Source organism: Acinetobacter sp. WU_MDCI_Abxe161, assembly GCF_025514355.1.
GTDB classification, from domain to species: domain Bacteria; phylum Pseudomonadota; class Gammaproteobacteria; order Pseudomonadales; family Moraxellaceae; genus Acinetobacter; species Acinetobacter pittii_E.
Map to the genome: position 1 here is coordinate 109289 of NZ_JAHPTU010000007.1, position 18590 is coordinate 127878.

An 18590-nucleotide genomic window follows, 5' to 3' on the forward strand; every position below is an offset into this window, starting at 1 on the left:
AATTAATCCCAAAAATAGAAGATTTAATTTGTCATGAAAATAGATTAAGCTTGAATTTGTGAACCTTTTTTATGGCAATTAAATACAATACTAAAATCAAAAGTGGAATGCAGACAGAATTAACAGCCTTCCAATTGTATTGGGTAATTAGAAAACCAGCACCAAAAGAAGAAAACACATTAGCAGAATAGACAAAAAGTGAATTAATTCCTTGTGCTTTAACTTTTAAATTCGGTGAATAAGTATTAACTAACAATAATGTACCACCATTAAAAATAAAGTTCCAACCAATACCTGCTAATCCGAGCTCCACTATATATATAATTTTGGTTTGTTCAGGATAGAATGAAAGTAAACTTGCTAGCAAGCTACAAAAAGCTCCTACCGATATCAACCCATTGACACCAATTCTCTTTATTATGGAAGGGTTAAAGAATGAGGGTATATACATTAAGATAAAATGAATCTGTAACACTAATGCCGTATCTCTCAAGTTAAATCCATCATGATGAAGTGAGATGGGAGCAGCATTCATTACGAGTGTCATTACCGAAAAACCTATAGCACAAATCAATGTAATCAAATAAAAAGATTGATTTAATTTAAATTTTTCAGTTTTAGAGTTCGTGATATTAGCTATTTTCCCAAGATCTGCCGATAACCAAAACTGTGAAATCGCCAATAGAATACAAACAACCGATAAAACGATAAATGCTCCACCATAAGGTGTATTTGAAATTGATTGTGCATAGCTCCCGCCTAAAAATGGACCAACAATTCCTCCTATCACTCCTGCACCTGTAACAACTGAAATAGCTATATGTTTTTCTTCTTCATTCTTAGCTACTTCAATAGCAGCAAATCTATAATATTGCCCAAAAGAGCTAAAAACACCTAAAATAAATGTACCCAAAATTAAAATATAAAAATTATGAATGAATAAAGCTAAATAACATATTAACCCACCAAAGAAGCCAATACTTGCTTTAAACATAAAACCATTCTTACGGCCAAGCTTACCCATTATTATCGAAGCTGGATAAATCATGCACATTGTGCCAATTACGGTGGCAGTAACGGGCAAAGTACTTAAAGACGGTAAAGGAGCTAGAAAATTTCCTGATAGGCTAGATACTAATGTTAACAATGAAACAACAGTAGTAGTTAAAGCCTGGCCAATAGCGAGAATTATCATATTTTTTGAAATATTATTCATATTATAATTACCTTTAATTAAAAACTCTTGAAGCCTTATTTAGAATTGGTAGAACTTCATCCATAGAAATTGATGAAATAAATAATGGCTGTTCATATTCTTTTAACCAATTAAACAAATCATAATTACAATCTTTTTTTAATTTAAAAAGAAATAAATCTTTATCCCAAAACTCTGCATAAGCTCCAAAAATAGCTTCTTTATTATTTAAATAAGTTACTACATGTTGGGATAATTGATTACCACCATTAATTCCTAATGTCAAAATAGCGGGGAGAGAACGTAATCCTTTTTTTTCATGAACAGTAAGCCTAAAATTATTATCATAGACTAGATTTTCATCACTTAAATCATTAAGATCATGAATAGCGATATATTTTTTAGTAGACTCCCAAGAAACATCATGTATAAAAGAAATCATATCATCCAAAATAGAATTCTCTTCAAGATTTTCATTTAAACCGTTATAGTAATTATTAGTAATTAAGAAACAAACTGAAATTCTTATAAACTTCCTAATATTTTCAATAGAGTTTCCTTGTAGCCACTTATCTAAAGATTTAGGCAATTCAATACTATGAGGTTTTTTATATCTATATTTTACATTTGGATGAAATAAATGTTCCCAATCAATATTCAATATAATTGTTTTAAGTTTACTTAGTATTTGTTCATCAGAAATATCTCTCACATCACAACTATTTAATTTTAAATAATTATTTGAATTATCAACTTCTTCCATAAATGGGATGAACTCAATTTTTTTTGTTTCATCTAAAAGATCAGCTATAGCCTGCCTTTGCATGTCATAATTATTAGTAATGTCAGGCCGAGTAAATAGAGCCGAGAAAAATCGGCTTCCCCCAGTCAGAACTTTTAAAGTTATATTACATCCAACAATATTTTCCAAAGCTTTTACAATGGTAATTAGTCTGCAAATACTAAATAATTCTGCTAAATCTGCATAAGGGCCTATACTTTTTATACCTCCAGCAGAACGTTTTGGTTGCCCCCAACCAATAATTAAATTCAAATGCTCATCTGAACTTATAATCCATTTTCTAATATTTCTTTGTAAAAATTTTAAGTCTAGTCGACCAGCATTCTTACACAATAATGGATTTCTAAATACTTCAGTTATTTGCGCAGCTTTTCGCCAATCTTGTTTATCTAAATTATAATATAATGAATCTTCTGGTAAATCAGTAAGCGCACTTAATGATTGTCGTTGTAAAAGTGTAGCATCACGTTCTATATTATTTTTCCATGACTGAAGAAATATATTTAAATGAGTGTTATCCAAATAAATTTCTTCAAAATTTGGAATATCACTAATATTGACTTTAGAATTACTCACAAATAATTTAAGCAAGTTTGATTCACTTACAATATTTTTATCAGTTGCAATATTCATATTCATCATTAGTCTCTACGTAAACTATAACTATTAATTAATTCTTTTTTAAAATCAAAACCATTTGAAACATAGCAAATTGGTTGTTTTCTTCTACTTAATAGAAATATATTCCCATACTTATTACGATTAAATTTACTATCAACTAAATCATCAATAAGAATAGGTATCTCTTCTTTTAATTCACGTTCTAATCTATATTTAAAAGATAGCTTTGTACTACCATTTTTAAAATCAATTCCTCCGCAACAATGTTGAGCTGTTATATTAGCATCTTGTTTAGTAGTTGATAAGAAATGTACTTCCCCCTTCTTACCATGGATTGTTAATTTTATTGCATTCTCATTTACTTCTTCTAAGGTGTTTAACTCACGATCAGTTAATGAAATTGCCACATATTTAATTGCAGATTCCCAAGCTCTACTCCTCATTCTCTGAAAGAGTTCTTTTATTTTTAAACTAGATAAGTAACCGGTCAAGTTAAGAATAAAACTCGGAAATTTATATAAATTCAGATTTTTATCTAATGATGTCAAATATAAAGTATATAATTTTTGAATATCATCATTATAATATTGTTCATTAAAATTTAAATTTTTACATTCAGTTAACTCAAATAACTCTTCATAATATACTGAACTAACAATAGACCAAAAAGTAAATTCCAATTGATTACCAACATCACTTCTATCTGAAATTTTAGACATAGATTTTTCTATATCATTACAATCAAAAAAACTATCAAACTCATTCCTTAACTCTATACACTTATTATTATAATGCTCTTCTCTTTTGTTTTTTAATAAATCTGATAAATCTTTATTTACCCAATTCTCATAATTTTCCAGTTTAACTACATCTTTTATATCTAATAAATCAATCCAATAATTTAATCCAGATTGATAAAGCTCAACTTCTGAATCTGGGGTACCACAAGCCCTATTATATTTAAAGCCATCAGACAAAATTATAAATTCACACCCTGTAGGACTTAAAGAGTTAATTGTATAAGCAGCTTCAGCACATCTTGCGAGTGTATGTAATTCTGAAATATCTGGCAAAGTACCTTTATTTTTTACAGGACTATATGGCTTTCTCGATAATATTGGTAAATACAACTGTATCTTTTTGTTTTTACCAAGTATATTAGATATTTTATCACGCACCTCTATTCTTGAAATATTATCTTCTTTAGCCTTATACCAGTTATTATCAAATAGAGCCTCAGCAATTAATTCAGGTATACCAACGGCCTCAACATTATACAAACTTATATTTTTTCTTGCCCGTGCTATAGCTGCACTCACACGATTAGAAATATTTGTACTCATATTAATTTTTAGTTGAGGAATAAAATTTTCAAGCCAAAAGTCAGCAGATAAAAATATAGCTTTAGCATTAAACTCATTACTTGTATATAATTTATCCCTATTTTTTTTAGCTAATTCAATTAATCTATGACCTGATGAAATTTGACTTCTTTTCTGCTCTTTATTCAGCATACATTACTCCTTTTATTTAAAATAGTTTAGAAGCTCTTTAAAATTATTTACTTTATTTAAAGTTTTTATAGTTTCACCATATCCATAGTTAGCATATATAAACTCAACATCTGCCGATATAGCCGACTTATAGTCAATTTCAGTATCCCCTACCATTACTGTGTTTGTTTTTTCAATAGAAAGTTTATTTATAATATGACTTAGTGGTATTCCTGATGGCTTTTTATCTTCCAATGTATCGCCAGAAACAATTATTTTAAAATACTTTTTAATTTTTAATTCTTCTATAATCTCCCAAGTAAAATTACTTTTCTTATTTGTACAAACTGCCATTTTAACATCTAAATTTGCAAGACAATCTAATGTATTCATTACACCTGGATATAAAATAGTATTATTTAATAAATTTTTTTGATATTTCTCTAAATATATATTGTTAATTTCATTCACTAAATGCTTTTCGTCAAATTTTAAGATTGAACTTACTAAAGTATTTCCTCCATATCCTAAATACCCCTTAACATAATCTTTTGTTACACCTTGATAATTATATATTGCTAATGCTTCATTTAAGGATGTGACAACATCATCTAATGTATCTACTAAAGTACCGTCCAAATCAAATATTACTAATTTTTTTTTCATTAACTCATTTTTTTCAATCATTTGATATTTTCCCTACATAAAGAAACAGATCTGTTTCCTTTTTTTTGTGCGATCTTAATCTTCTGTTTTCCCAATGTCAATTCTTCTTAATATATAAGTAATTTAACTTTTTAGATTAAGATAACTACATCACACTTTATTATTATCATTGTGAGATTATTAATTTTATTTGCTTTTACGACCAATGAAATTATTCATAATTCTGCATTATGAATAATTTAATCTACTAAAATTCAAAGTTTTAATAGAAAGTTAATTTTAATTTAGATATCAATTTTTTAATTATTCTATTATAAACAAATATTGACATATTTTTTTTCGCAGCATAAGATTTAGCCAAAGTAAACAGATCTGTATGCCACAAAAACCAACACGCAATGCTTTGATATAAAATAGATTAATTTTTATTAGTATGCATACTGTATTACTTGCTTTTAATTTCTATTTAGTAAGGTCTAATGTTATGAGTGAACTTTCCGTCCAAGCAGAATACAATTCTTTTAAAGAACTTGGATTAAAACTTGATATGTCACGAGGAAAACCCTCATCTGAACAATTAGATTTATCTACAAAATTATTGAATAAACTAGATAATTACAAATCAATAGATCATCTTGATGTTCGAAATTATGGCGAGTCCTTAGGTATTCTTGATGCCCGATTATTATTTGAAAATTTATTAAATATTCCTTATCAACAAATTATCGTAGGTGATAACTCTAGTCTTGCCTTAATGCATGATTGTATTATTTTTTCTATGTTATATGGAACTCCTAATGGTAAACCTTGGATAAAAGAACCAATCTCTTTTCTATGTCCTGTTCCTGGTTATGACCGTCACTTTTCTATTTGTGAAAACCTTGGTATTAACATGATTAATATTCCAATCAATCATGATGGACCTGATATAAATAAGATTGAAAAACTTGTAAAAGAAGATTCAAGTATAAAAGGTATATGGTGTGTACCTAAATATAGTAATCCTAATGGTGTGATTTATTCTGATGAAATTATTAAAAAATTAGCACGGATGAAAACTGCTGCTGATGATTTTCGTATATTTTGGGATGATGCTTATCACTTCCATCATCTTACCGAAGAGAAGTTTTCTTTGATTAATATAATTGATGAATGTTCAAAAGCAGGCAATCCAAATAGACCAATTCAATTTACCTCTACTTCAAAAATTACCTTAGCTGGTGCTGGGATTTCTGTACTTTGCTCTTCAATTGAAAATATAAAATGGTATCAAAAATATTCTAATATTCGGAGTATTGGACCAAATAAAGTAAATCAACTACAACATGTAAATTTTTTAAAGGATAAAAATACTGTTGAAAAATTGATGGAGGAGCATCGACTAATACTTAAACCTAAATTTGATATGGTTCTTGCTCAATTTACAAAATATTTAACAAATCTTGAAGATACTTCATGGACTTACCCTAAAGGTGGCTACTTTATTGATTTAAAAACTCCTAAAGGATATGCAAAAAAGACTATTAGCTTAGCAAAGGAACTAGGCATTACCTTAACACCAGCGGGTGCAGCCTTTCCTTATGGTATTGATCCTGATGATAGACATATACGCATTGCACCTAGTTATCCTTCCCTATTAGAAATTGAGCAGGCTGCCAAAGGAATTTGTTTATCTCTTATTATGGCTTTGAGTATTGATTAGACTATATAAATGGATTTTATACAATTCTCGCTATACCAATCTTAATAGCTGTTCAGAAAATGACAGCTTATGTGTCACTAAACTTGAACAATGACAGTTTATATGTCGCAGAAGTTGTCATTAAGTTTCACTGATAATACCTAAATATTTGATTTTCTATTTCATCCAATGACAACTTATGTGTCACGTGACGCTTATCAAATCAAAAAAGCCGCTCTATTCGAGTGGCTTTTTTATTATTAAAATTATTTAATTTCAATAAATTCAGATTAACACTCAAACCATTAAAATATATTTTATGATTTTAAAAACAAACAATATAAATATAAGAATATTTTATAAATATAGAAATTCTCTTGTTTTAAAAAAGATTTTTTAATTCTTTAAATTAGGGTGCCGGCTGACCCAATTTAGCTTTTAAACGAAGGAAATCTCAGCCGACGGCGTACATATACCAAATTATTATTACAACAGCTCCTATCAATACGTTTATTTTACAAATTAAAAAAGATAATTAATTAAAAATATTACAAAGCCCAGCCCTATTATTTAAGTCATTAAAATTATTTAAATTAATATTATTAAATTAAACACTCAATATAAAACCAATATAAAAAACAATAATTTATAAAAAATCATAACTTCCATATTTAATAAAATTATTTTATTTCAACAAGATAAATAATATTTAGTCTATATTTTATAAATAAATATATTATTTTATTCTTAAAATATTTTTTATTAACTCACCTCTCTTTTGTGTTTAAAAATGTTATCAAAAATAATCGTACTTTTTATTTAGTTGATTTTGAATATATTTAAAAATTTTCGGTATTAGCAGTGACCCATTACACAACTTGACACCAAATAGTAAAAAATTAAATACTCTTTCTCAATTATGTGGTTTAACGCACATAATAAAACAATAGTAATAAAAACGTCTCAAACAAATCACATGGAAATAGATTATGTTTATTAAAAGTATTTTATCTTCGATTACTAATATTATCCCACTTCCTGAAAACAGTAACACAAGCAATAATTTAGGTAATGGCTCTGGCGATGGGCTATTAAATGGCGCAGCCTCAGGTAATGGAGAACATAACTACGGTATTGGAAATGGAATTGGTGATGACGCCAGTATTACTGCCCCAATTACCATTCCCCTAAACCTCTCTGGTAATTCAATTACACTCATAGGCAACTCATCTTCAAGTTCAGTCAATACTTCTCCAACAACCACTTCAAATAATGTTAACGACAACGACACTACTATTAACGGTAATGGCTCTACAGTTGGTGGCGGTGCAGGCAATGGCTCTGGTGATGGTCTATTAAATGGCATTGCTTCGGGTAACGGCGAACAAAATTTTGGGATTGGTAATGGCATTGCCGATGACGCAAGCATTACTGCCCCACTTTCAATTCCAATTAATCTTGCGGGTAACTCAATCACTTTAATTGGTGATTCATCTTCAAACTCGGTCAACAATTCTTCAACCAACATGTCGAACACGGTCAATGACAACGACACTACCGATAACGGTAATGGCTCGGGTGCAGGCAATGGTTCTGGTGATGGCTTGCTCAATGGAATTGCCTCTGGCAACGGAGAACATAATTATGGAATCGGAAATGGTATTGCTGACGATGCAAGCATTACCGCGCCAATTACTATTCCCCTCAACCTTTCTGGTAATTCAATTACTTTAATTGGCAACTCATCTTCTAGTTCAGTAAATACCTCACCAACCACTACTTCAAATACGGTTAATGACAATGACACCACCGATAACGGCAATGGTGATAGTGGCGTGAGTGCACTTGGCAGCTCCGGCAATGGTTCTGGTGATGGCGCGGGCAATGGCCCAGCTTCAGGTAATGGTGAACACAACTACGGTATTGGCAATGGTAACGGCGACGATGTTGATATTACTGCCCCAATTACCGGTGTTCTGAACTTATCTGGAAATTCATTTACTTTAATTGGTGATTCTTCATCAAGTTCAGTCAACACAGCCCCAACAACGACTTCAAATACGGTCAATGACAACGACACTATTGATAATGGCAACGGTGGCGGAATTGGCGGTGGCTCAGGAAATGGCTCTGGCGATGGTCTTTTAAACGGTGCAGCTTCTGGCAACGGCGAACAAAACTTCGGTATTGGTAATGGCAACGGTGATGATGCTGATATCACTGCTCCAATTACTGGTGTTTTGAATTTCTCTGGTAACTCTTTCTCGCTCATTGGAAACTCATCTTCTAGTTCGATTAATACTGCCCCAACCACAAGCACCAACACGGTTAATGACAATGACGTGACTGATAATGGCAATAACGGTGGTGCACTTGTAGGCGCAAGTTCTGGAAACGGTTCTGGTGACGGCCTACTCAATGGCGCCGCTTCTGGCAATGGCGAACATAACTATGGCATTGGTAACGGAAATGGTGACGATGCAGACTTCACATTCCCACTGACTGGCGTACTCAACTTTTCTGGAAACTCGATTTCAGGCTTTGGTAGCTCATCTAGTGACTCGGTAAATATTGCACCAACCACAACGACTAACACAGTCAATGATAATGACACTATTGATAATGCTAATTCGGGCGGCCTCATTGGTGATTCTGGTAATGGCTCTGGCGATGGTTTACTTAATGGTGCAGCGTCTGGTAATGGCGAACATAACTATGGCATTGGTAACGGAAATGGTGACGACGCAGACTTTACGCTTCCCTTTACTGGTGGCTTGAACATTTTAGGTAATGCTTTATCAGGGATAGGTGGCTCTTCGAGCGACTCTATCAATATTTCACCGACAACTACTTCAAATACAGTCAATGACAACGACACAACTAATAACGGCAACACTTCAGGTGGTGTGATTGGCTCTGGTGATTCAGGCAATGGCTCTGGTGATGGCTTATTAAATGGTATTTCATCAGGTAACGGCGAACATAATTACGGTATTGGCAACGGTAATGGCGATGATGTTGATGTTATTGCTCCTATCACCACACCAATTAATGTATTAGGCAACTCTTTCTCATTTATTGGTGGTGAAGGTACAGGCGACATTCTAAGTCCGATTACTGGCATTATCGGTGGCATTGGTGGTGATGGCGACATCCTAAGCCCGATTACTGGCATTATCGGTGGGATTGGCGGTATTGGTGGTGATCTAGGCGATAATCCAATTACAGGTATTATTCAAAGCGGTATCGACGTTCTACAAAATTTAGAGAGTCTAAAAACAGGTGTGATTAACACAGGTATTGATACGATTGCCGACACAATTATTGGGGTATTCCCAGATGCAGAGCATCCTGTAGGTGATTTTGCCGACCTTGGAAAACTACTTTTTGAGACTTCACGCGATAGTGTTAACGGCACACTTGAGGCTATTTCTGACCTTGCAGGCGTTGACCTTGATGGTGCGAGTGGCTCGTTCACTGGTGTAATTAATACACTGCTTACTAATGGTTCAACGGCTTCGACTATTATTCAGCATATTGTAGGTGATGACCTTGTGACTGAAAACGGTGGTCTCTTGGGTTCAATCACTACGATTATTGGTGGCGTTGACAGTGGCGACGGTGGATTCTTAGGTGGTCTAGACGGAATAATCTCTATCGACAATGGTAGTTCTGACGATAACAGCCTTGGTATTGATACAATTTTAGGAAATATTCTCGGCTCGGTAGGTTCAAATCAAGGTATTGCTGTTGGTGAACCTGACCCAACAGGCGGCAGTTTGATTAACACGATTTCTTTCACATCGGTAAATCAGTTAACTGATCAACTATTGCACGCTTTACCGACTGTCTAATTTATTCGTAAAGATAAAAACCCTATAAAAGCACCTTTTAAATTTCGTATTTGGAAGGTGTTTTTTATTGGGAAAATTATGCTGAAGTGTGTAACAACCTAAACGCTCGAACCTATTTTTGAGAAGTACCCGACTGCAAAAGTTCGGTGATATGACGTTGAAGCATTTAGCACTAAAGCGAGTGATATTCTTGTGTTTGAGACGACATCTTTGCAAGATTATTATTTTGTGATTAATGCGATTCGAGACTCTGAATTTTGCACAGTACTCTACTTTGAGTTTGTAGAAATTATTCCTGCAATTGAAGATGGGTATATGGAGTATGAAGAAAGTTTCTCGTAAAACGCGTATAACTTTTTATCAAACCAGTGATGCATCAAGCCAGTAATGTTATGGCCATGCCTAAGATAATAGCCACGATAAAATTCCAGCTTTATTTCGAATTTTTTATATCTATAAAATATTGCTATTCTTTTTAAAAACTTATTGAAAAGTTAAAGGAATATTTTGTGTATTAGGTATATGCCCAAAGAAATGCTCATCTTTTGTTTGAAAAAAAATATCAAAGCTTTGACTCATAAATGGATCGACTTCACTTTGTTTTTGATAAATTGGTATAAGTCTATTGATATAATAATTGATCCAATCAACTTGATTTGAAAAATAAGAATAATCTTTAAGGTCAAAATATAGGCTATTTAAGTTACCCGCAATCAAATCTACATTTGGATGAAACAACCAGATAATAATCTCCATGGGAGAAACTTTTTCCAGTGTATGCTGAGATGTTTTATCAAATCTTTCAATTTTATATAATTGTGCACCTTCTTGACTATAACTAGAGCAAAGTAGTTTCCCATTATAAACCTGATCAAGGTTTTGACCTAATTCCAAGGTACGTATTCTCTTAGAAATATCTAGACATTCAGGTAAAGTTATTAATTTAGATTTTGCTATATTTTTAAATATATCAACTGTTTGCTGAACCACTCTTGATTCACCCGTACCCGTAATAATACCTTGCTCCCAAGCATATAACTTCGAGTAATGTGTAGTAGACAGTTCAACATCTAAGGTTTCATTTACAGTTACTCTTTTATTATCAGCTGCAACGATAATGCTATCGTTTAATTGAATAGCTAAGATGAAAGTCATATTTTACGTAAAATAACGAGACATTTGATATACATTTATTTTAGGCTATATCCATACAAAATTCTGAATATTTTTTTATAAAAATTGAGGTTATTGATGGCTGGTGGTTCTCAAATTATTATTAATAAAGATGGTATTACCCTGATTACACCAGGAAAATTTGAGCCGAAAGCTGGACAACACCTTTTTAAAGGTGGTGAAAAAGCTAACTATTCTTTACCTGAAATTCCTAATATTCAACTTCCTTTTAGTAATAAATTAGATGTTTATAATTTATTCCCTGATATATCTAATATTGAATATTCTGTTTTACATTCAAATGGGCAAGTAAAAACTGGCTTTCTTGACCAGTATGGTAGGACTGGACGCATCAAATCTAATGAAAAAGAAAAGGTTAAAGTTCTGATCGGAGGTGATGACTGGCATTATTATATCGACAAACTAGGTGGAACTAAGAATGATGAAACATATATAAAATTCTTAGATTTCTTAGGGAATCCAATAAGTAATTTAGAGTTCCAAATCACTAATGACAACAATAAATTAATAACATCTTGTCGAACTGACCAAAATGGAGAAGCGAAATTTAGTAGCCCTAATGATGACTTTCCTATTTTATCTATTAAAAATTTTATAGATCAAACCTATAAACCTATGATGCGTATTGAAAATAATTTTGTTCGAGAAATTATTTTAATTAGTCCTAAAATATTAAAAGAAATCGAATTATTGCCTGAAACAGAAGAAAAAGGCGATTATTTAAGAAGTAATTATTCAGAATAAACTATATAGGAAAATTGAATCATGAGTGATGGAAATCAAAAAGTAAATCAGAATGGCAGACCTGTTTATTTATTCTCGCCAAGCCAAAAAGAAGCAGCGAGTACAGCACAAGATACTTCAACGTATATTGGCGTGTTAACTAATTCAACTAAACTTATAGAGAAAAATAACTTTGCTTGGGGACTTCTACATTCGAAAAATACTCCTCCGTTTAGTTTAGAACGTATTAAAAAGTCTACCAATGCGCGTATGTATTTTTATAAACCTGATAATGTAGGAAATAAGGTATTTCGAGGAAACCCTAACACAAGTGTATCCAATGTGGGCGAAGTAGCAAAAAAGTTTGACAAAATAGGCGGAAGGCTAGGAAAAGCAGGAGATATTGCAGAAATTGGAATATTAACCAGAGAACGTGATTCTAAAGGATTAGTTGTGAAAGCAGCAACCATGACTGGTTCAACTTATGTGGGTAATCGTGGATTAGCAATAGCTGGTAAAGTATGTCCCAAATTAGCAAAAGGTTCTCCACAAAAGGCAGCGCTTGTTGGTGCATCATGTTTTGGAGCATTATTTTATATCGGAAACAAAGTTGGGGATGCTACTGGTAAAGCTATAGGCGGATCAAAAGTTGGACAAAAACTTGGTGAATCTCAAGCGGCAGTGACTATTGTTAATGGGTTAGCAGATGCAGCAGACTTAATGGAAGCACAAGAAAAAGCAACTGCTGAAGCGGAAAGACAAAGACAGCTTGAAAAAGATCCTATGTTAGAATGGCACATAATAGGAGCTGATTAACTATTAATCTGGACTAAAGATGAAATCGAAATTATTGATTATTGCTGGGTGTTTAATTTTATCTAATAGTTTTTTACTATCTGGATGTGCCAAGCAACCCTCGTCACAAAATCTTGTACAAGAAAAACCTTCAGAAGCTCTGAGATTATATGAGGAAGGACAAAAATATTTTTTAGGTAAAGATGTTAAGCAGAATTATCAAAAAGCTTTAGAATTATTTCAAAAAGCATCTGATCAAGGATTAGCTGAAGCACAAAATGATCTGGGGGGAATGTATTTCGAAGGTCTAGGAACAACCCAAGATTATCAAAAAGCTTTTAAATATTTTGATAGTGCAGCTAACCAAAAATTAGCAGCAGCTCAATATAATCTTGGCCTCATGTATGATAAGGGTCTTTATATTCAAAAAGATAGAAAAAAAGCCCTACAGCTTTATGAATTATCAACTGAACAAGGTTACGCTAAGGCTCAATATAATTTAGGTAATGCTTATGCAAATGGAGATGGTGTCCCACAAAATAATACGAAAGCTTTAGAACTTTTCTCAAAAGCAGCACAGCAAAATCTTCCTCAAGCATCCTATAATTTAGGTAATATGTATGCAGACGGTGAAGGGGTTACCCAAGACAATAAGAAAGCTTTAGAGTATTTTTCTAAAGCAGCTCAGCAAGGCTTTCCTCAAGCACAATATAATTTAGCTTATATGTATGAAAATATTTTCCCTGATTTGGAAAAGGCTAAATTTTGGTATATGGAAGCTTCAAAAAACCATATCCCTGAGGCAGATCAAGCATTAGAAAGGTTATCTTCTATTAAATAACATATAAATACTATAAAGAGTAACAATCGCAAGTAAGGTTAATAGAATTCCTTGTATTTCTGAAAAGAAAATACTTAACCAAGATAATCTATAGTTAAATTCTTTATTCGTAAGAAATAACTTAGCTTTATTGGGGGAGTTCTCATTTATGAATAATTTTATTGTCTGATCTTTTACAGCTCTATTAAAAAGCTGTTTATTTTTTTCTTTAAAAGAATCACAACCTTCAAAAATATATGTTTTATATATTCTATAAAAAACTTGGTCTTGTTGAAAATAGCTTTTATTTCCATAATTATATTGATATGACACAGCTAGATTTGCCATTTTGTCCCCGCCTCGCCCCCAAGGACTTGAACACTTAATTTCATAATTTAAGATCTGAAATTTTTCTAGCTGTATCCAATTTGGATGAGTTACATTAAAGATTTTTAACTTAGCAGCAGGAATGCTTGTACAAAAAAATATTACAACAAGTAAAAACAGCACAACATAGAGGCCGCTATAGAAAAATTTATTCATAACTCAAAACTATAATAGATTAATTTTTAGCAAATGACGGATAATTATATACTATTAACATGTAAATTAGTCCTCTATTATTTTTTAGAAGTGACAGTCAGATATATAATTAAACCGATTAAGACCAAAATTATTAATTGGATTTCTAATATAAGATTTATCATCCAAGAATTTCTAAATGATAAACCTTTTTTTATTATTAATATTTTCGATTTCTTTGTGTCTGGTGAAATAAAAATTTTTATTTCATTATTTTTCTTTATCTCATTAAATATAGATATGTTTTGGTCTTTCATCTCATCACAATTCTCCGAAATTATCAATCTATATACAACTAAAAAATCTTTTTCTTCTGCTTTATAAAATTTATTTTGATATATATATTGATACTTTATATCTCCGCGTGCACTTCTATCCATTCCTCGTCGCCAATATTTTCTTTTACAATAAACGTTATAATCTAAAATTTCATAATCTTCTAATTCAACCCAGTCAGGATGTAATAATTTAAAAACTTTTGATTGCAGATTAAAAGATGAAGTTACAACTAATAGAATAAGAAAAACAGCTAATAATGATAAAATAATTTTTATAAATAATTTCATTATTAATATATCCTGACCAAAATAACGAATTTCACATTAACCCACAAAATAATATACAAATATATTTTATATACCCTTAGCAGAGAAATATTAGCATAAAAATAAAATCTTATTGAATAACCTTAATTGTAGCCACCATATACTATCTTGTTATTTATCCCCCTCCCCCAAAACTTCTCCAACACCACATCCCGTTCATCTACACGATTCGAACTCAAGACTTGTAGCATCAAGCCATCTATCAAGTTTAAAACCATGTTGGCATCGGGTTTGAATGCATTGGTTTCCAGACTAAAAACTAAATCAAAAAGCTCTCGAAGCAGCCATTTTCGATATTCAACTGCCATGCGATAAGCCCTTGGGTAAAGCTGTTTTATTTCAAAAATGGCTTTAAACAAAAGGTGGTAAAGGCTATTTACATCGACATGTAAACGCACAATTTCTTTGAGTTTATCGGCTGCGGTTGGGTAGCGGTGTGAATAGACAATTGCCAGAACTTCTTCTTTGAGTCGACTTTTTTGAAAGATGAGGCACATTTCAACAAGGCGTTCTTTCGAGTGAAAGTAGTTATAAAACGTGGCTTTTTGAATTTTGGATTTTTTGATAATCAGGTCTACGCCTGCATTATGAAATCCATGCGTGGTAAAAAGTTGGATAGCGGTTTGAACAACCTGTAATTTTTTGGAAGATATTTCTAAAGTTGGCATCGTTTTACCGTTATAAATTCTTGTTGTTTCTAAATGAGATAAAAAGCCTGTGCCCTTTTTGGGAGAAAAAAAGGCACAGCAAAGCCATAAGACAGTGCTTGGCACATCTCAAGTTTTGTTATTGCTAAGTTTTAAGTAAAAAAGACTTAAAGCCTGAAAACCTTATGGCGTTCAAGCTGCTTTAAATTTTTAAGCTGTGTCGTTATAGCCTTTGGCGCTCAAGGCCAAGAAATAATGGATGTGCATAGCCAACTCCTAATTTTGGGAGTTCTGCCAAAGCATTAGAGAATTATGGTGGCAGAACGAGCAAGGGTTAGCAGACTGATAGTAAGAAATCAGCACACCCGGAGGTGTCCCTCACTCGTCCTACCGCAACGAGCGAGGGACGATTGATACACATGAGACTACTCCTCAGAAGGAATAATCTGATGCTCTTACTATGCGGTCTGCTAAAACCGGCTGGCAATGTGGCCAGCACGCAAAGGATAATCTGAGAGTTTAGAAGTGTCAATGTAGCTTTTATGCCAAGTGATTAAATTTCTTATTATTTTTCATTAGATTAACTTAATTATTATTTAAGATATTATATTTAATTGTATTTATATATTTTTTAAAAAGAGTTAAATACAGTAAGCTAATACTTATAATTTTTTACTTTTTGATTTTGATCATTTTTATACTACTTTACGAGATCATAAATGATAAGACTATCTTCAAAGTCCATTTTATTATTAACAACTGGGTGTTTATTGAATGGTTGTAGCCAAGGCCCTCTTCCATTAGAAGTTACACTACATCAGGATTATGTATGTGCCTTTACCAATAACCCTAAAAAAACGAATTATTCTTTTGATAATAAATTTTTGATTTTTATGGGGAAGGTTGACTATACAAACGGCTTCAAAAGCACTTATGAGAAAGAATATTCCAATGTTCCTTTGCCAATAGAAGAAAAAGATTGTGTAAAAATTCCTCTAAAAGAGTTTGAAAAAAATGTGGTTTATGACATTACTTTGGATATCTTCAAAACTTTTGATACACGTATTTGTGTAGTAGAACATAACAATAAGCTAGAAATTCGAGAACCGGAACCTGGTGAAACAACCTGTAAATAGGCTTGTTCCTAGGCCCTCATTTCACCATTTCAGAAACAACAAAACGAGTGAGATTAGACAATCTCTGTCTGCCCCACTTGGTGATAAGCACGGTTAAAATAAACCAAACTTTGGTCATGTTGGCTTTGTTTAATCGCCACAATCGGACATATAAAAATCGTGTGTGTGCCGACTTGTTGAATTTGCTCAATCTCACAATCGAAACTCACCAAAGCATCGTCCAACACAGGTGAACCCGTTTCTAACTCTATCCATGCGCCATGTTTAAAGCGCTCTTCTGGCGTGAGCTTAGATGAAAATGCTTTTGAAATATGTTCGTGCTGTGCGCCTAAAACATTCACAGTTAAGATTTTGTTATCTAGGAAATGTGCATGTGAACTCGCAGATTGGTTCATACACACCAATAATGTCGGAGGTGTGTCAGTCACACTACAAACAGCAGAGGCAGTAAATCCAAAACGGCCAGACATGCCTGCCGTAGTCACAACACTAACCGCACTTGTGAGTAAAGACATTGCATTTCTAAAGTCTGTTGCTTGAACCATGACATTATTCCTAAATTGAACCGTACCTTGTCCTGTGTGTTTGCTATACCGCCCAACTCCATCAGGAAGGTACTATCGACATGCGATCTAATTAGAGCGACATGTAGTAAGTAAAATGAGGGTTACTTGTTTGATTATCAACTGTCATCAAAAAAGTAACCCTTTATACCACTTATTGGTAAATATTAAGCAGTAAGATCATAACCAGTCAGTTCTCGGCGAACGATTTCTGCACCTGCACTTAAAGCATTTAACTTGCCGCGTGCCACTTCACGTGATAGAGGCGCCATACCGCAGTTTGTGCAAGGGTAAAGCTTGTCAGCATCTACAAACTGAAGTGCTTTACGCAATGTGTTAGCCACTTCTTCTGGTGTTTCGATCTGGTTAGATGCAACATCAATTGCGCCGACCATCACTTTTTTACCGCGAATAAGTTCGAGTAAATCGATAGGCACATGTGAGTTGTGACATTCTAACGAGATGATATCAATGTTAGACGTTTGAAGTTTCGGGAAAGCTTCTTCGTACTGGCGCCATTCTGAACCGAGTGTTTTTTTCCAGTCAGTGTTGGCTTTAATGCCGTAACCGTAGCAAATGTGGACCGCAGTTTCACATTTTAGACCTTCAATTGCACGTTCTAAAGTCGCGATGCCCCAGTCATTTACTTCGTCAAAGAAGACGTTAAATGCAGGTTCGTCAAACTGAATAATATCTACACCAGCAGCTTCTAGCTCACGCGCTTCTTGGTTCAAGATTTTTGCAAATTCCCAAGCAAGTTTTTCACGGCTCTTGTAGTGACCATCGTAAAGCGTATCAATCATGGTCATTGGGCCAGGTAATGCCCACTTAATTGGTTGATCAGTTTGCTGACGTAAAAACTTAGCATCTTCAACAAACACAGGCTTTTGACGAGACACCGCACCGACCACAGATGGCACGCTTGCATCGTAACGGTCACGAATACGAACTGTTTCGCGCTTCTCAAAATCTACGCCATTTAAGTGTTCAATAAACGTAGTCACAAAGTGTTGGCGGGTTTGTTCACCATCGCTCACAATGTCGATGCCTGCAAGTTGTTGCTCGTGCAAAGCCAAACGTAACGCGTCTTTTTTCCCTTCGGCTAAGCCTTCGTTTTCAAGTTTCCAAGGCGACCAAAGCTTTTCAGGTTCTGCAAGCCAAGATGGTTTTGGTAAGCTGCCAGCAGTTGAAGTTGGTAATAATTTTTTCATGA

The 18590-nt window shown here is 33.1% G+C and carries 16 protein-coding genes and 1 pseudogene; 7 read left to right on the plus strand and 10 right to left on the minus strand.

Annotated features, from left to right (window positions below; genetic code table 11):
• Positions 1-31 precede the first annotated feature (31 nt).
• The 4 genes from KTI78_RS10015 to KTI78_RS10030 are packed head-to-tail and all read right to left on the minus strand — an operon-like array spanning position 32 to position 4798.
• A complete protein-coding gene (locus KTI78_RS10015) occupies positions 32-1216 on the minus strand; it encodes an MFS transporter (RefSeq protein WP_262445998.1) in 1185 nt (394 codons plus the stop codon).
• Positions 1217-1229: 13 nt separating this feature from the next.
• Entirely contained in the window at positions 1230-2630 is a 1401-nt protein-coding gene (locus KTI78_RS10020; RefSeq protein ID WP_262446000.1) for a hypothetical protein, read from the minus strand.
• Between the two features lie 8 nt (positions 2631-2638).
• Positions 2639-4132 carry an L-tyrosine/L-tryptophan isonitrile synthase family protein gene (locus tag KTI78_RS10025; protein ID WP_262446001.1) on the minus strand — a complete coding sequence of 498 codons (1494 nt, stop codon included), beginning with the start codon at positions 4130-4132 and terminating at the stop codon, positions 2639-2641.
• A gap of 12 nt (positions 4133-4144) precedes the next feature.
• The gene (locus KTI78_RS10030; protein WP_262446002.1) at positions 4145-4798 is read right to left on the minus strand and encodes an HAD family hydrolase; all 654 of its coding nucleotides are present in this window, start codon (positions 4796-4798) and stop codon (positions 4145-4147) included.
• 463 nt (positions 4799-5261) lie between these two features.
• On the opposite strand from KTI78_RS10030, the gene KTI78_RS10035 reads away from it, so the two are divergent.
• The 3 genes and pseudogenes from KTI78_RS10035 to KTI78_RS10045 all read left to right on the plus strand — a co-directional run.
• A complete protein-coding gene (locus KTI78_RS10035; RefSeq protein ID WP_262446003.1) occupies positions 5262-6479 on the plus strand; it encodes an aminotransferase class I/II-fold pyridoxal phosphate-dependent enzyme in 1218 nt (405 codons plus the stop codon).
• A gap of 968 nt (positions 6480-7447) precedes the next feature.
• Positions 7448-10312: a beta strand repeat-containing protein gene (locus KTI78_RS10040; RefSeq protein ID WP_262446004.1), complete on the plus strand. Its 2865-nt coding sequence runs from the start codon at positions 7448-7450 to the stop codon at positions 10310-10312.
• Between the two features lie 105 nt (positions 10313-10417).
• Positions 10418-10654, plus strand: a pseudogene (locus tag KTI78_RS10045) (darcynin family protein); the annotation flags it as partial.
• 141 nt (positions 10655-10795) lie between these two features.
• Here KTI78_RS10045 and KTI78_RS10050 read toward each other — a convergent pair.
• Entirely contained in the window at positions 10796-11467 is a 672-nt protein-coding gene (locus KTI78_RS10050; protein WP_262446006.1) for a hypothetical protein, read from the minus strand.
• Between the two features lie 96 nt (positions 11468-11563).
• Here KTI78_RS10050 and KTI78_RS10055 point away from each other — a divergent pair, with 96 nt between their 5' ends.
• From KTI78_RS10055 to KTI78_RS10065, 3 genes are read left to right on the plus strand one after another with little or no spacing between them, the layout of a single operon-like run.
• Positions 11564-12250, plus strand: a complete 687-nt coding sequence (locus KTI78_RS10055; protein WP_017387519.1) for a type IV secretion protein Rhs — start codon at positions 11564-11566, stop codon at positions 12248-12250.
• A gap of 21 nt (positions 12251-12271) precedes the next feature.
• Positions 12272-13045, plus strand: a complete 774-nt coding sequence (locus tag KTI78_RS10060) for a hypothetical protein (protein ID WP_262446007.1) — start codon at positions 12272-12274, stop codon at positions 13043-13045.
• A gap of 19 nt (positions 13046-13064) precedes the next feature.
• A complete protein-coding gene (locus tag KTI78_RS10065) occupies positions 13065-13865 on the plus strand; it encodes a tetratricopeptide repeat protein (RefSeq protein ID WP_262446008.1) in 801 nt (266 codons plus the stop codon).
• On the opposite strand, the gene KTI78_RS10070 is transcribed toward KTI78_RS10065, so the two are convergent.
• The 3 genes from KTI78_RS10070 to KTI78_RS10080 all read right to left on the minus strand — a co-directional run bounded on the left by KTI78_RS10070 (position 13848) and on the right by KTI78_RS10080 (position 15699).
• A complete protein-coding gene (locus KTI78_RS10070; RefSeq protein ID WP_262446009.1) occupies positions 13848-14387 on the minus strand; it encodes a hypothetical protein in 540 nt (179 codons plus the stop codon). The two genes, KTI78_RS10065 and KTI78_RS10070, sit on opposite strands and share 18 nt — an antisense overlap.
• A 77-nt stretch (positions 14388-14464) precedes the next feature.
• Positions 14465-14992, minus strand: coding sequence for a hypothetical protein (locus KTI78_RS10075; RefSeq protein ID WP_262446010.1), 528 nt, complete (start codon positions 14990-14992; stop codon positions 14465-14467).
• A gap of 122 nt (positions 14993-15114) precedes the next feature.
• On the minus strand, positions 15115-15699 hold the full coding sequence (locus KTI78_RS10080) for a TetR/AcrR family transcriptional regulator (RefSeq protein ID WP_262446011.1): 585 nt from the start codon (positions 15697-15699) through the stop codon (positions 15115-15117).
• Positions 15700-16397: 698 nt separating this feature from the next.
• On the opposite strand from KTI78_RS10080, the gene KTI78_RS17655 reads away from it, so the two are divergent.
• Complete coding sequence (locus tag KTI78_RS17655; RefSeq protein ID WP_410374416.1) at positions 16398-16814, plus strand: NF045616 family extracytoplasmic (lipo)protein; 417 nt, start codon at positions 16398-16400, stop codon at positions 16812-16814.
• 53 nt (positions 16815-16867) lie between these two features.
• On the opposite strand, the gene KTI78_RS10090 is transcribed toward KTI78_RS17655, so the two are convergent.
• Together KTI78_RS10090 and KTI78_RS10095 are read right to left on the minus strand one after the other, a co-directional pair.
• Positions 16868-17359: a flavin reductase gene (locus KTI78_RS10090; RefSeq protein ID WP_016142102.1), complete on the minus strand. Its 492-nt coding sequence runs from the start codon at positions 17357-17359 to the stop codon at positions 16868-16870.
• 185 nt (positions 17360-17544) lie between these two features.
• Entirely contained in the window at positions 17545-18588 is a 1044-nt protein-coding gene (locus KTI78_RS10095; RefSeq protein WP_005803291.1) for a methionine synthase, read from the minus strand.
• Between the last annotated feature and the right edge of the window lie 2 nt (positions 18589-18590).

What these genes read in the sequence shown, in the direction of transcription:
- KTI78_RS10015 (WP_262445998.1), bottom strand. Translation starts at nt 1,216, where the DNA reads ATGAATAATATTTCAAAAAATATGATAATTCTCGCTATTGGCCAGGCT.
- KTI78_RS10020 (WP_262446000.1), bottom strand. Translation starts at nt 2,630, where the DNA reads ATGAATATTGCAACTGATAAAAATATTGTAAGTGAATCAAACTTGCTT.
- KTI78_RS10025 (WP_262446001.1), bottom strand. Translation starts at nt 4,132, where the DNA reads ATGCTGAATAAAGAGCAGAAAAGAAGTCAAATTTCATCAGGTCATAGA.
- KTI78_RS10030 (WP_262446002.1), bottom strand. Translation starts at nt 4,798, where the DNA reads ATGATTGAAAAAAATGAGTTAATGAAAAAAAAATTAGTAATATTTGAT.
- KTI78_RS10035 (WP_262446003.1), top strand. Translation starts at nt 5,262, where the DNA reads ATGAGTGAACTTTCCGTCCAAGCAGAATACAATTCTTTTAAAGAACTT.
- KTI78_RS10040 (WP_262446004.1), top strand. Translation starts at nt 7,448, where the DNA reads ATGTTTATTAAAAGTATTTTATCTTCGATTACTAATATTATCCCACTT.
- KTI78_RS10050 (WP_262446006.1), bottom strand. Translation starts at nt 11,467, where the DNA reads ATGACTTTCATCTTAGCTATTCAATTAAACGATAGCATTATCGTTGCA.
- KTI78_RS10055 (WP_017387519.1), top strand. Translation starts at nt 11,564, where the DNA reads ATGGCTGGTGGTTCTCAAATTATTATTAATAAAGATGGTATTACCCTG.
- KTI78_RS10060 (WP_262446007.1), top strand. Translation starts at nt 12,272, where the DNA reads ATGAGTGATGGAAATCAAAAAGTAAATCAGAATGGCAGACCTGTTTAT.
- KTI78_RS10065 (WP_262446008.1), top strand. Translation starts at nt 13,065, where the DNA reads ATGAAATCGAAATTATTGATTATTGCTGGGTGTTTAATTTTATCTAAT.
- KTI78_RS10070 (WP_262446009.1), bottom strand. Translation starts at nt 14,387, where the DNA reads ATGAATAAATTTTTCTATAGCGGCCTCTATGTTGTGCTGTTTTTACTT.
- KTI78_RS10075 (WP_262446010.1), bottom strand. Translation starts at nt 14,992, where the DNA reads ATGAAATTATTTATAAAAATTATTTTATCATTATTAGCTGTTTTTCTT.
- KTI78_RS10080 (WP_262446011.1), bottom strand. Translation starts at nt 15,699, where the DNA reads ATGCCAACTTTAGAAATATCTTCCAAAAAATTACAGGTTGTTCAAACC.
- KTI78_RS17655 (WP_410374416.1), top strand. Translation starts at nt 16,398, where the DNA reads ATGATAAGACTATCTTCAAAGTCCATTTTATTATTAACAACTGGGTGT.
- KTI78_RS10090 (WP_016142102.1), bottom strand. Translation starts at nt 17,359, where the DNA reads ATGGTTCAAGCAACAGACTTTAGAAATGCAATGTCTTTACTCACAAGT.
- KTI78_RS10095 (WP_005803291.1), bottom strand. Translation starts at nt 18,588, where the DNA reads ATGAAAAAATTATTACCAACTTCAACTGCTGGCAGCTTACCAAAACCA.